Below are 13,386 nucleotides of genomic sequence, written 5' to 3'. Positions count from 1 at the left end.
TCGGTTTAAACATAGACTTTCGTTTCATGCTTCGGATTTTCCGCCACAAGACTGACGGACGACAAGATAGTGTGGGACAATGACGCGTTTCCCATAAGGCGTCGCATCTTCATTGATTTGTTCAATCAAACAATTCGTTGCTTCAAAGCCAAGTCCAAAGATATTGATTTCGACAGAAGTCAACGGTGGACTTGAGAATTCTGCGATGAACAAGTTATTGAAACTGACGACAGCCATTTGATCTGGTACACTGATGCCCATCTCATTGAGCGTACTCATGACACCAAGTGCCATCATGTCGTCACTGACAACGACAGCGGTCGGTGGGTGTTCAAGTGACATTAGTCGTTTGACTGCTTCAGCCCCTCCTGTCGTCATAAATGGTGCGCTGACAATATAAGACTCTTGAATTGGAATGCCCTCTTCCATGAGAGCCGTCTTGTATCCGCCGACACGCTCTTGCGTCACGGCTAAGTCCTGTGCGCCACCTACGAATGCGATGCACTCGTGTCCGAGTTGATGTAAATACTTCGTTACCTCTCGACCTGCCAGATAATTATCCGTATCGACATACGTGACGTGCGACGAATCACTGAATGGTTTCCCGACGACGACGAACGGGAACTTCGAGTCTTGCAAAAATTGAACGACTTTATCATCCGTTCGGGAATAAAGAACGACGACACCATCGACGCGGCGACCCTGAACCATCGAGACGACACCTTCGTAAACCTCTTCTTCCGAGACACCTGTCGTCATATAAAGCGAATATCCATTTTGATGCGCTTTTGTACTAATCCCTCGAATGACTTCCGAAAAGAATGGATTTTGAAGCGTTTTTGTTGCGGCACTCGGCATGACGAGACCAATCGCTTGTGTCGTCCGATTCGCTAGACTGCGCGCATGAACGTTCGGATAGTATCCGAGTTCATCCATCGCCTGTCGTACCCGTTCTTTCGTCTTTTGACTGATACGCGAACTGTTCGCGATGACGCGTGACACCGTCGAGGGTGCGACATTTGCCTCCCGTGCTACATCCTTGATTGTTACCTGCATCCCCTTCACCTCACATTTCCCCTACTTAAGTATTTTATTTCGTTTGACGTTGCATCCGTTTACGGTGAACGAGAAGAAGTATGAGCGCTAAAATTGGAGCGATTGCACCGATTGCGACGATCGACCACCAATTGACTTGTGATTTTTCGATGACGTAGCTATTTGCGCTACTTGCATCGAGCGTGATTTCATACGCGTCACCATCTTGACGCACCAAGTCTGAGAATAAAAGACCTCTCAAACGCTGATCATTACCGATTTCTTTCGCAGATACACGTAAGCTCGTTTTTTTCTCCCCAAGATTAATCGCATAAACGACTTGTTGTTGTTTGGTTTCCCGTGAGTAGACCGCCATATGATCCGCTTTTGCGATCAAGCGTTGCTTCCCTGTGGCAAACGCTGGGTAGTCCTCGCGCATCTCATTCAACGTTTTTACGTACTGTTGCATCTTCTTGTTTTGATCAAATGTCATCATCATCCGGTTTCCGGGATCCTCACCGCCTGGCATCGCTACCTCTGTTCCTTGGTAGACGATTGGCATACCTGGAGCAGCATAGAGTGCAAACAGCGCTAATCGAAGTTGACGCTCCTCTTCTTTTGCGCCACTAATCTTCGCTTCCGTGATGAAACGTTTGACATCATGATTGTCAATGAAAGTTGCAAGTCCTTTAGCATTCGGATTAAACGTAGTATCTCGATTATAAACTGAATCGAGTTCTTCCGCTGAACCATTTTTGCGGGCAAACTGGTCCTTAACCCCATAATAAAACGGGAAATTCGTGACGGAATCAAAGCCTAATTTTGAATAGGAGGCAATTTTTCGCGGATCTCCGTCAAACACTTCAGCCAGTAAGAATAAGTTTGGATGCTTTTCCTTTACTGCAGGAATGAATGTTTTCCAAAATGCGGCTGGCACATGGCGAACCGTATCCAGTCGATAACCGTCTATACCCGTTTCATCGACCCAGTAGTTCGCAACATCAATTAAGTAATTCACAACTTCAGGATTTTCCGTATTGAAGTCTGGTAAATCAAATAACCAATTATTTTCGACTTCCGATGGGTTATTCCAGTTCATGATGGGTTGATTTTTATGGAACCAGTCCGGTTTTTCTTTGACCATTGGGTGATTCGGTCCTAAGTGATTGACGACAAGATCGAGAACGACCTTGATATCTCGGTCATGCGCTTCCTTGACGAGACGCTTGAACTCTTCTTTTGTTCCGAAATGCGGATCAATCTCGTAATAATCATCCGTCCAGTATCCATGATACCCATTTGGACGGTTCTTAAAGATTGGTGTTAACCAAATTGATGTGAAGCCTTTTTTCTTGATGTAATCAAGACGTTTCGTCACCCCTGCTAAATCTCCACCTTGGAAGGCTTTTGGATTCTCAGGATCCGCCTCTCGGTCATTACTCGGGTCTCCGTTCTCGAACCGATCAACCATGATGAAATACATCCGTTCTTTTTCCCAACTTGCTGCTTCCCCGATCATCGGTTGAAGTCCGATAGACAAGAGAAGCGGCAAGAGGAGAAGCATTATGCCTCGTCTCATGCCGCTGATTTCCCCCTTATGATTATCCTTTCGTTCCACCAGCTGTCAAACCAGAAACGAAGAAACGCTGGAATGCGAAGAAAAGAAGAACGATTGGAACTGCTGATAATACGGCACCTGCCGCGAATAACGTAAAGTTGTTGTCGAACTGCTCTGACACCATGTTATACAACCCGACCGCAAGCGTCTGTTTCTCAGGAGAACGCAGCACAAGCGATGCTAAGATGAAATCGTTAAATGGAGCCATGAAGTTGAACAACGCGATGACGGCGACCATCGGCTTTGCGAGCGGTAAGATGATTTGCCAGAAGATTCGTAAGTGACCGGCACCATCCATCCGTGCCGCCTCATCAAGTTCTTTTGGAATCGTATCAAAATATCCTTTGGCAAGATACGTATTCATTGGAATCGCGCCACCTGAATAGAGTAAGATAAGCGCCAGATGCGTATCAAATAATTCTAACATATTAAGCAGGACATAAATCGCAATGATTGCAACGAATTGCGGTACCATCTGCAACACGAGGAATAGGATTAGTGAATTTTTCCGACCGACAAAGCGATAACGTGAAAAAATATATCCTGTTAACGTAATCAAAGCGACAGAGACGACCATCGTGATGACGGCGATCTTAATCGTATTCAAGTACCACATGCCGTAATCCGTTTTTGCTGGATCAAACAAATCGAAATAGTGAATTAATGTCGGATTACTTGGGAAAATATCCGATGTAATGCTTTTCCCTGGGTTCAGTGAGGTACCCACGACCCAAAGAAGTGGATAGACGATAATGATGGAGGCGATCGTCAAAATGAGATATGACAATGCCATATTAATTCGGTTTTGTTTTCTCATATTAGATCATATCCTCATCTTTGAATGATTTTGAACGCTTGAACTGAATGACGGCAATCGTCATGATGAAGAACGACAACACAAGCGTGATGGCTGCTGCGAATCCGTACTGCGGATTTGAGCCGAGCGATAATTTGTAAATCCATGAAATCAAGATATCCGTTCCACCTGCTGATTGTCCCGGTACTGCCGGTCCACCATTGTTGAAGAGATAAATGATATTGAAGTTATTGAAGTTGAACGTATACTGCGTGATTAAGATTGGTGCCGTTGCAAATAGAATCATCGGTAACGTGATTAGGCGGAATTTCTCGCCTGCTGTTGCTCCGTCAATCGTCGCCGCTTCATAAAGATCTTCAGGAATCGACTGTAAGATTCCTGTCGTCAGCGTCATGATGTATGGGAATCCTAACCACCACTGAATACCAATCAAGGCAAGCTTCGTATACGTCGGATCCGTCATCCAGTCGAGACCATTCTCAAGACCGATCGCTGGTAACAATGTCGTATTGAAGACACCGAAAGTTTCATTGAACATCGAGCGGAAGATCAAAATCGTGATGAACGCTGGTACTGCCCATGAAAGAATCAAGATCGAACGGAAGAAACGTTTTCCTTTGAGTCCTTTTTGATTCAGCAAGACTGCAAGGCCAATTCCAATTGCGATGACCCCTGTCGTCGAAGCGACGGTCCAGACAAGCGTCCAACCAAGAACGCTCACGAACGTATCACGGAAAATATCGACGGTGAAAATGTTCAGGAAGTTTTGGATGCCGATCCAGTCGACCAGCTTCGCTGGTGGTGAGTTGTTGAATTTGTAGTTCGTAAACGCAATCAAGAATGTAAAGATCAACGGTAAGACGACCGTGAACACTAAAAGTACTAGTGAAGGAATCAACATCGCGTACGGGAACCCGTTATCGCGGAAGTTCCGTAGTTGCATCTTCAAGGAAGGTACTTCGAGGTTCATGTCACGTAACTTACCGATTCGATACGCATCGATAAAGTTCCAGACGTAAATGGCGATACCAAAGACAAGTAAAATCAAGGCAATGATGCCCTCGACCATTAGAAAGATCGAGTGATCCCCCCTTACGCCTGGTACCTCACCGAGTGTAATCAAGCCCCAGATCGCTCCGCGATCGCCAGGACCATTTCCGGCTCCTTTGAAGAACAGTTCAAAGTTAACGAGGAAATATGAAAGTACGACAATAAAAAATGTCGCGCCTTTAAGGAATTGTTTATTGTATAGTTGTCCTACTCCTGGAATGATCGACATCAGCGCCGCAATCTTGCGGTGGTTCGTCTTTTTTTCAGGCGTTGGATTCGTCGGGTGTGGTGTTGCAATCGCAGCCATCGTCCGTTCTCCTTTCCAAAGGTCATGTCTGACCTCAGGCTTCTCTTCCAACCATAAAGATGAGGGGGAATCCAAGATCCCCCTCTCTTTATCTCTTTGTCATGGATTCATGCGTTCCACTTACGCTTATTGATTGTTTGCTTCGATTTGTTGCTTGATTTGTTTGACAGCATCATCTGCTGATTTTTGTGCGTCTTGTTTGTTCGTTGCAACAAGTTGAAGTGCTGCTGCCATCGGCTCCCAAACTTGACCCATTTCAGCGATGTTCGGCATAGGTACACCGTTTTTCGCTTGCGCGAAGACTGCTGCTGCGACTTCATTGTCCTTGATTGTTGCATCTTCTTGAAGTTCAGTGACTGGTGGGATCTCGTTGTATTTCTCGAACATTGCTTTCGCGTTATCTTTACCAGTGAGAGAAGCCAAGAACTTTTCAGCCCACTCAGCATTTTCTGAGTATGCTGAAATTGCGTATGTTTTTACACCAACGAAAGTTTTGATTGGTTCACCGTTTGGAAGTTTTGGAAGTTCCGAAGCTCCAAGGTTGATACCTTTTTCCTTATAACTTGCAACAGCCCATGGTCCGTTCATGACAGCTGCAGCTTTTTTATCACCGAAGAGTTGGTCCATGGCTTGACCACCGCCACCACCGATGAGACCTTTCGGGAAGAGACCCTCTTTATACCATTTACCGATGTAATCCATTCCTTCGACGGCACCTTTATTGTTCAAGCCGATATCTGCTGGATCCAATTTGCCACCATTGTCTTTAAAGACATAACCACCGTATCCACCGATTGGACCGTATGCGAAGTAGAAGTTGTCCCACAGAGCAAGGAATCCGTACTTACCATCTTTTTTCTTTTCAGTAGACAGTTTGTATAAGTCATCCATCGAAGTTGGTGCTTCTTTTAGTTCATCTTTATTGAAAAGGAGGATTGGTGTTTCAATGGCTTTCGGATATCCGTAGACTTTCCCGTCAAACGTTACTGCTGATTTTGCAGTATCGAGGAACGGCTCAAGTGCTTTTTCTCCGTCTTTAAGTTCAGCAATCAACCCTTGGTCAACGACTGTACCAATTTGATCGTGAGGAAGAAGCATGATGTCTGGTCCTTTACCTGCTGGTCCATCAAGTGCTACTTTCTTTTGCTGATCCGTCATTTTGACTTCTTTGACTTCGACTTTCACGCCTTCTTTTTCTTCGAACGCTTTAGCTGCCGCTTTTGTCGTTTCAGCTTTGTCTGTATCTTCCCAGACGACGATTTTAGATGGTTTTTTACTGCCTGATTCTGAAGATGAAGAATCAGAATCTGATCCACCGCCACATGCTGCAAGTGCACCCATTGCCATGACAGATACAGAAAGACCTGCTACGAATTTTTTCATTTCCATGATTGAAATTTCCTCCCCAAGTTAACTTATGAATGATACGTTTTAATGCACAACGTTTGCATAAAGGCACAACCATTTTCCCATGATAACAACCAAATGGTTGTAAGCGTTTTATGAAAACGTTTGCATCACCTTTACATTTTTATTATACAATCTAAAATCCTTTTGACAAGACCTTTTAATCAATTATTTTCTTACATTTCAAAAACTTTTTATTTCTGATTTCATTATTTGAATCAAATGCTAGGTTGGATAAGAAAACAAAAAGAAAACGTTTTCATTTTTATCGTTTGCACAACATGATGCAAACGATTGCATCATACTCTCGACTTTTATCAGGAATCCTTGATTTCATGGGATTGCAATTGACTTTAAGAAAGCGCTTTACTATTCTTAGGTCGAAGATATAATCAATACGATGCAAGCGATTGCGTTAAGGAGTGACTGCCATGTTCAAAGAAGCTGTGTTTCACCGTGCGATGTCTCCCTTCGTCTATAAGTATGACGAGCGAACAATCCACATCCGTTTACAAACAAAAAAAAATGACGTTGATCGCGTCGATTTGATTTGGGGCGATCCGTATGATTGGCATACTGAAAACCCAGATGCCGCCGACTGGAACTTCGATCCCTCGAAATCAAACTACTGGAATACATTCGAAACGCCGATGAAGCGTAGTGGCTCTGATGAACTATATGATTATTGGTTCATTGATGTCGTTCCACCCTTCCGTCGTCTACGATATGGTTTCCGTCTCCATGACGGTGCGACAAGTCAAGTCTTTACAGAACGTGGATGGTTCGATGAAAAACCACTTGATGACACTGGATATTATTTCTGCGTTCCTTTCCTTAATGCAGTCGACGTATTTACTGCACCAGATTGGGTCCAGGATACGGTTTGGTATCAAATCTTCCCAGACCGCTTCGCAAATGGCGATACGACGAACGATCCGGCTGGTACACTTCCATGGAACAGCACGGCACCAACGACGACGAATCTCTTCGGTGGAGATTTCCAGGGTGTCATCGATCATATCGACTACCTTGTTGAGCTCGGTATTACTGGCATTTACTTCTGTCCGATCTTCTTGGCGAAATCGAATCATAAATACGATACGATTGATTACTTAGAAATTGATCCACAGTTCGGCACTAAAGAAAAATTCAAGGAAATGGTTGATTTGTTACATGCACATGGTATTCGCATCATGCTAGATGCCGTCTTTAATCACGCTGGCTTCCACCATAAAGCCTTTGCTGATATCCGTGAACATGGTAGTCATTCGACATATAAGGAATGGTTCCACTTGCGCGATTTCCCACTCGTGACCGAACCGCTACCGAACTACGATACATTTGCTTTCGTACCTGAGATGCCGAAATTCAATACCGAGAACGATGAAGTAAAGTCATACTTACTCCATGTCGCCCGCTATTGGGTCGAGGAATTCGGAATCGATGGCTGGCGACTCGACGTCGCCAACGAGGTCGATCACGCATTTTGGCGTGATTTCCGTCAAGTCGTCAAGGAAGTCAACCCTGACACGTATATCCTTGGTGAAATTTGGCATGACTCACAGGAATGGTTGCTCGGTGACCAGTTTGACGCCGTCATGAACTATCCATTTACGAATGCCGCTTTGAATTTCTTTGCTTTAGATAAGACTAAAGCAACTTCGTATGCGAACGATATGTCGCATGTATTGTTCTCAAACACGATGAATGTCAATGAAGTGACCTTTAATTTAATCGGTTCACACGATACACCACGTGCGTTGACGCGTGCTGGCAATAACAAACAAAAGCTTCATCTTCTCTTGTTATCGATGTTGACGTTCTCGGGTAGTCCCGTCATCTATTATGGTGATGAAATCGGTCTCGATGGCGATCAAGATCCAGGCTGTCGGAAATGCATGCCATGGGATCCAGAGGAGCAGGATCAGGAGTTATTCGCCTATACGCGACACTTGTTACAGCTTCGAAAGCAGCATAAGACGCTTGCGAACCAAGGTCACATTTCTTTCGTTCATGCGAATGATGAGACGAATACGATCATCATGCGTCGCATGAGCCCGGAAGGATTGTATTATATCTACTTCAACAATTCAGATGTTCCTGTTTCGCTGACCGCTCCACAAGCTGGTCGAGGGCTTGATTTATTGACGAACACGCACCAGCAGACACTTGATGTTTCTCTCCCCGCTTATTCTGGAACGATCGTTCAAGTCTTATAACCACCTAAAAGCCTGTACACCCACCTTCTAAAAAAGAAGTTTTGTGTACAGGCTTTTTTCTGTATCCGTTCTCCAAGATAAAAACAAGTTAATGAATGCCATCGAATTAGGGTATAGGGTACAGAAAGGAGGACATCCTCCATGGAAATTTTCTTTTACGCCGGTCTCATCCTCATCGGCTTGTTTACGATCAGTTACTTGAGTGAACGATTCCACATCCCGAGTATTCTGGCCTTCATCTTGATTGGAATCGTCCTTGGATTTTATTACGATCCTCCCGAAGAACTGAAACTCGGAGGAGAAGCGGGCATCATCGTCCTGTTCTTTTTACTCGGTCTAAAATTTTCAGTGGCGGACTTGCTGATTCAGCTCCGTTCCATTTGGAAAGCAGGAGTCATCGATATTCTACTTTCGTTTGGTGGAACAATCCTGTTGACTTTATCGTTCGGTTTTTCCATCGCCGAATCGTTTTTGATCGGCTGTGTCTTGTATGCGACGAGTTCTTCGATTTCAGCTCGACTGCTCGATCGGGAACCGGATAAACATCAGGATGTGAATCGCTTCGTGCTGTCCTTACTCGTCTTCGAAGATTTGATGGCACCGATCCTACTGACGACGGCCCCGTTCGTTTTAGGGACTGAGACGTTCTCGGTTGCCAAAATCAGCATCATCTTTTTAGGGTTCGCCTTCTTCTTCATTGCTTTAATCATCATGACGTTATTCATCCGAAGACGGAAACGTCTCGTCGATTCACTCTACCGTCATCCTGATGCCGGCATCGGAATCATCGGGTTAATCTTGTTATTTTCCGGTATCGGTATTTTATTCGGATTGTCAGAAGTACTTGGCGCCTTTATCATCGGTATTCTGTTAACCGAACTGGATGAGACGCGTTATCTTAGACGACTAGTCACTCCGTTTCAAGACTTATTATTACCATTGTTCTTTATCACGTTCGGAATGTCATTTGAGTTGACTGACGGATTACCGATTGATCTATTTTTCTTCGCTCTTGTCATTTGGGGAGTCGTCTCTAAATTCTTAGTCGGTTACCTCGGCGGAAGGTCCTTTGGTTTATCGAATTATCATGCGATCGAATCTGGCTTCTGTCTTGGTCCACGTGGTGAATTTTCGATACTTTTCATCACGCTCGCTAGTGGTGCATTCGTGACATTGACTGGGATATACATTTTTGTTTCTGCTTTTCTTGGAATTTTACTATTCCGTATCTCTACAGGATTGACGAACCGTACACATGCGACCGCACGAAAAATCAAAAAGAAATTGAATTAAAAAGACGTCGGCGCATCGTGCGTTTCCGACGTCTTTCTTCTATATATGTTCTTCCTATGTTCTTCGATTCATCGTCCGACAAAAACAGGGCGTTTTTTTTCGATGAAGGATTCAACAGCATGACGATGGTCTTCCGTTTTTCCAGCACGTGACTGGTAGACGATTTCTTGAGCGAGCATTTCCTCCAAATTATTTTCATAACTCGCTGCTTGCAGCTGCTTAATGTACCCGATCACTTTCGTCGGACGATTCGCTAGCTGACGAGCAAAAGCTGTGACCTCTTCTCCAAATTTCTCTGATTCGATGCTTCGTGTCGCAAGATTGAGCGAAACGGCTTCGTCTGCTGAAATCGTATCACCGAGTAACGCAAGCTCCGTTGCTTTTGCCGCTCCGATCAGTCGAGGTAAGAAATACGGGGCACCCGCATCCGGAACAAGACCGATATTAATGAATCCGAGTGACAATTTCGCTTCCGCGTGGACAAGCCGAAAATCGCAGGCGAGTGTCATTGATAAACCGGCACCTGCTGCTACACCATTGATAGCAGCAATCGTCGGTTTTTTCGATTTAGCGATTGCCCGAACGACAGGATGGTAATACTGCTTTAGATATTCACCATGGTCGAGCTCAGGAGAGACAGTTTTTAAGTCTTGTCCTGCGCAAAAACCGCGTCCTTCACCAGTCAAGACGATGACTCGTACTTCTTCATCTTGATTTGCTTCTTCTAAAGCGTCTGCGAGTTCTTCTAATAAATTCGAGGTTAATGCATTCAATTGTTTCGGTCGAGCGAGCGTTAACGTCGCAATCTGATCCTTGACGACATAATTCAGTTCTCGTTTCATCGGATTCCCCTACCTTTTAAAAATGAATGATTGTTCATTATGATGTATTCGTGATATTTTATGAAAATCCTTTTAAATCTCTATTTTTTCGATGAAAGACAAAAAACCCTCTTTCATTATGAAAATTGAAGGCGTATAGTTTCAAAAAGATAAAGAAACACTATTCGTTTTATGAAACAAAGGGGATTTATTTTATGAAAACAGTCAAGCAACCAAGCTTATTCCACATTACGTGGCCATTATTCATTGAAATCGCACTGCATATGAGTCTCGGAATCATTGCAACGTTGATTTTAAGTTATTACTCGGATAGCGCTGCTGCGGCAGTCGGCGTATCCAATCAAATTTTGAATATCTTCATCATTTTATTCAATATCACATCGGTCGGTGCAACGATCATCATTGGTCAGTATCTTGGTGCAAGAAAGACACAAAATGCTCGCCAAACTGCTCGATCCGCTTTTGCAATTAACTTGTATACCGGTCTCATCGTTTCTCTGACCGTCGTCTTGTTCGGAAGACAACTTCTTGGATTTTTCTCATTAGAAGGAGAGACCCTCGTTTATGGCGAAACGTTCATTAAGATCGTTGGTTTGTTCCTTTTCTTAGAAGCCATCTCACTGACACTGGGTGCGATTCTTCGGAGTCATGGATTCACTAAAAATGCTATGTACGTCACGCTACTCATGAATTTCGTTAGTGCTTTTGGTAACGTCATCGCTGTTCTTGGACTCTTCGGCATTCCCGTTCTCGGTGTTGCTGGTGTCGCTTGGTCGATCGTCATCGCCCGGACAATCGCTGTCCTTGTGTTGTTCTTTGTCGTTTACCGCAAACTTTCTTTACGTTTTACAGTAAAAGACTTGATTCATTTCAATCGTGAGGATGTGAAACGAATCATGAACATCGGAATCCCATCTGCTGGTGAAGGGATCTCGTATCAATTCTCACAACTCATCATCACAGGATTCATCGCAACAATTGGTGAAGCAGCGTTGTCTGCTCGTGTTTATGTATCAAACATCACGATGCTTTGTTTCCTATTTACGCTTGCCATCGCTCAAGGAACTCAATTACTCGTCGCACGCCAAGTTGGTGCTCAACAATTTGAACAAGCATACGGACGTGCTGTGAAAACATTGAAGATCGCTGTTTTCGCAAGCTTCATCTCAGCTGTCGCTCTTGCTTCATTCGGTTCATCGATTCTATCAGCGTTCACATCGAGTCCCGAAATCATTGCAATCGGTATCCCACTACTCTGGGCAAGCGTCATTCTTGAACCAGGTCGCGCGATGAACATCGTGCTCATGGGAACTCTTAAATCGGCAGGAGATGTTCGTTTCCCTGTCGCCATCGGTATTCTATCGATGTGGGGAATCGCGGTCGTCCTAAGTTATACGCTTGGTCTTGGTTTCGGTCTTGGACTACTTGGAATCTGGATTGCCTTCTCTGCTGACGAATGGTTCCGTGGCATTTTCGCCATGAAACGTTGGCACGGACGGAAATGGGTTCAATACTCACTCGTCAAAGGAGAAACACATGAGCAAAACGAACGTCGAGAGGCTTCTGAAGCAGTCTAAGATTGACTTTGAATCCCTCACTTATCCTGTTGATCTTGATGATTTATCTGCTGAAGCCGTCGCTAGAAAGATTAATTACCCCCTTTCGACCATTTTTAAAACCCTTGTTTTGAAAATGGTCGAAAATAAATATGTCTTCGTCGTCATTTCGGGGGAAGAAGAACTCTCTCTAAAGGCAGCGGCTAAAGCATTGCATTCGAAAAAAGTCGCGCTTGTTCCGATGAAGGAGTTAGAATTCCTGACTGGCTATATTCGAGGTGGTGTCTCTGCCATCGGTGCTAAGAAGAATTTTCCGGTTCTTTTATCGGATCGTGCTATCCATGAACCATTCATCATCCTATCTGCTGGAAAACGTGGACATCAAGTTCGATTGAATCCTCATGATTTTTTATCTTTCACTCAGGGGATTCTCTTTACGAACGGCTGAATTCCATCTCCTAATTATGGTATGATGAGTAGTATCGATGAAGTGGCAGGAGGAATCATTTTGTGGAAAGATCGTGTTCGTAATTCAATACCCAACCTATTTACGTTCGGAAATCTGTATTGTGGTTTTTTAGCCATCGTCATGGCAGCAAAAGGTGATTTTCAAAATGCCACCTTACTAATCGTCATCGCGATGATGCTTGATAGTCTGGACGGACGTCTTGCTCGGATGCTTGGTGTAGCAGGCGACTTCGGAAAAGAACTGGACTCATTAGCAGATATCGTGACATTCGGTGTCGCACCTGCAATGATGGCCTACTATACGTATTTCTATGAATTCGGAGAAGTTGGTTTACTAATCTCTGCTCTGTTCCCGTTGTTCGGCGCATTCCGTCTTGCCCGGTTTAATTTATCGGCAACGAATGTGGCATCTGCTTATTTTTCAGGTGTACCAATTACGGCGGCAGGTGGTATTTTGGCCGTCGTCACGTTGTTTAGTGGACGAATGAACGACTTGATGGTCCCACTTGTCTTCACAGGTCTTGCCTTCTTGATGGTCAGTCGTGTCAAGATTCCAAGTTTTAAAGACATTCCCGTTCCGCGCCATACGTTCGTCATCACCTTTACGTTGCTGTACGTGACGTATGTCATGATTGCGCGTAGCAATGAGTGGTCGACGTTTTGGTTCGTTGCTGTTCCGTTGTATATCGCGTTTCTCCTTTTCTCATTTATCAAAAAGAAGAAGCAAAGACAACATTCAAACGGATGATGATAGGAAGTGGTTCGGTTTCTCTT

11 protein-coding genes are annotated in these 13,386 nt (G+C 44.3%); 5 read left to right on the top strand and 6 right to left on the bottom strand.

The window, feature by feature from the left end; translation table 11 throughout:
* Positions 1-24 precede the first annotated feature (24 nt).
* From ACY2IG_RS04215 to ACY2IG_RS04195, 5 genes are all read right to left on the bottom strand, one after another.
* Entirely contained in the window at positions 25-1,056 is a 1,032-nt protein-coding gene (locus ACY2IG_RS04215; RefSeq protein ID WP_056061891.1) for a LacI family DNA-binding transcriptional regulator, read from the bottom strand.
* A gap of 34 nt (positions 1,057-1,090) precedes the next feature.
* Entirely contained in the window at positions 1,091-2,614 is a 1,524-nt protein-coding gene (locus ACY2IG_RS04210) for an alpha-amylase family glycosyl hydrolase (RefSeq protein ID WP_462618396.1), read from the bottom strand.
* Between the two features lie 22 nt (positions 2,615-2,636).
* The gene (locus ACY2IG_RS04205; RefSeq protein WP_035409327.1) at positions 2,637-3,470 is read right to left on the bottom strand and encodes a sugar ABC transporter permease; all 834 of its coding nucleotides are present in this window, start codon (positions 3,468-3,470) and stop codon (positions 2,637-2,639) included.
* 1 nt (position 3,471) lies between these two features.
* Positions 3,472-4,827: a carbohydrate ABC transporter permease gene (locus tag ACY2IG_RS04200; RefSeq protein WP_035409329.1), complete on the bottom strand. Its 1,356-nt coding sequence runs from the start codon at positions 4,825-4,827 to the stop codon at positions 3,472-3,474.
* A 126-nt stretch (positions 4,828-4,953) separates the two neighbouring features.
* The gene (locus ACY2IG_RS04195) at positions 4,954-6,210 is read right to left on the bottom strand and encodes an extracellular solute-binding protein (protein WP_035409778.1); all 1,257 of its coding nucleotides are present in this window, start codon (positions 6,208-6,210) and stop codon (positions 4,954-4,956) included.
* 455 nt (positions 6,211-6,665) lie between these two features.
* Here ACY2IG_RS04195 and ACY2IG_RS04190 point away from each other — a divergent pair, with 455 nt between their 5' ends.
* Entirely contained in the window at positions 6,666-8,453 is a 1,788-nt protein-coding gene (locus tag ACY2IG_RS04190) for a glycoside hydrolase family 13 protein (RefSeq protein WP_462618395.1), read from the top strand.
* Between the two features lie 141 nt (positions 8,454-8,594).
* On the top strand, positions 8,595-9,746 hold the full coding sequence (locus ACY2IG_RS04185) for a cation:proton antiporter (protein ID WP_035409333.1): 1,152 nt from the start codon (positions 8,595-8,597) through the stop codon (positions 9,744-9,746).
* A gap of 68 nt (positions 9,747-9,814) precedes the next feature.
* On the opposite strand, the gene ACY2IG_RS04180 is transcribed toward ACY2IG_RS04185, so the two are convergent.
* Positions 9,815-10,588: an enoyl-CoA hydratase/isomerase family protein gene (locus ACY2IG_RS04180; RefSeq protein ID WP_462618394.1), complete on the bottom strand. Its 774-nt coding sequence runs from the start codon at positions 10,586-10,588 to the stop codon at positions 9,815-9,817.
* 194 nt (positions 10,589-10,782) lie between these two features.
* On the opposite strand from ACY2IG_RS04180, the gene ACY2IG_RS04175 reads away from it, so the two are divergent.
* The 3 genes from ACY2IG_RS04175 to pssA are packed head-to-tail and all read left to right on the top strand — an operon-like array spanning position 10,783 to position 13,360.
* On the top strand, positions 10,783-12,165 hold the full coding sequence (locus ACY2IG_RS04175) for an MATE family efflux transporter (RefSeq protein ID WP_035398439.1): 1,383 nt from the start codon (positions 10,783-10,785) through the stop codon (positions 12,163-12,165).
* Complete coding sequence (locus ACY2IG_RS04170) at positions 12,125-12,592, top strand: aminoacyl-tRNA deacylase (protein ID WP_462618393.1); 468 nt, start codon at positions 12,125-12,127, stop codon at positions 12,590-12,592. Before ACY2IG_RS04175 ends, ACY2IG_RS04170 begins: the two co-directional genes overlap by 41 nt.
* Before the next feature lie 21 nt (positions 12,593-12,613).
* Positions 12,614-13,360 carry a CDP-diacylglycerol--serine O-phosphatidyltransferase gene (gene pssA, locus ACY2IG_RS04165; protein ID WP_462618392.1) on the top strand — a complete coding sequence of 249 codons (747 nt, stop codon included), beginning with the start codon at positions 12,614-12,616 and terminating at the stop codon, positions 13,358-13,360.
* Positions 13,361-13,386 lie beyond the last annotated feature (26 nt).

The sequence above is a fragment of the Exiguobacterium sp. EF_C8 genome (genome assembly GCF_054956715.1).
The sequence above is the reverse complement of the archived record's forward strand: the minus strand, read 5'-3'. Positions and strand labels throughout refer to the sequence as shown.

Coding starts and splice junctions, on each gene's coding strand:
- ACY2IG_RS04175 (WP_035398439.1), top strand. CDS start 10,783: ATGAAAACAGTCAAGCAACCAAGCTTATTCCACATTACGTGGCCATTA.
- ACY2IG_RS04190 (WP_462618395.1), top strand. CDS start 6,666: ATGTTCAAAGAAGCTGTGTTTCACCGTGCGATGTCTCCCTTCGTCTAT.
- ACY2IG_RS04195 (WP_035409778.1), bottom strand. CDS start 6,210: ATGAAAAAATTCGTAGCAGGTCTTTCTGTATCTGTCATGGCAATGGGT.
- ACY2IG_RS04170 (WP_462618393.1), top strand. CDS start 12,125: ATGAGCAAAACGAACGTCGAGAGGCTTCTGAAGCAGTCTAAGATTGAC.
- ACY2IG_RS04215 (WP_056061891.1), bottom strand. CDS start 1,056: ATGCAGGTAACAATCAAGGATGTAGCACGGGAGGCAAATGTCGCACCC.
- ACY2IG_RS04180 (WP_462618394.1), bottom strand. CDS start 10,588: ATGAAACGAGAACTGAATTATGTCGTCAAGGATCAGATTGCGACGTTA.
- pssA (WP_462618392.1), top strand. CDS start 12,614: ATGATGAGTAGTATCGATGAAGTGGCAGGAGGAATCATTTTGTGGAAA.
- ACY2IG_RS04185 (WP_035409333.1), top strand. CDS start 8,595: ATGGAAATTTTCTTTTACGCCGGTCTCATCCTCATCGGCTTGTTTACG.
- ACY2IG_RS04210 (WP_462618396.1), bottom strand. CDS start 2,614: ATGAGACGAGGCATAATGCTTCTCCTCTTGCCGCTTCTCTTGTCTATC.
- ACY2IG_RS04205 (WP_035409327.1), bottom strand. CDS start 3,470: ATGAGAAAACAAAACCGAATTAATATGGCATTGTCATATCTCATTTTG.
- ACY2IG_RS04200 (WP_035409329.1), bottom strand. CDS start 4,827: ATGGCTGCGATTGCAACACCACACCCGACGAATCCAACGCCTGAAAAA.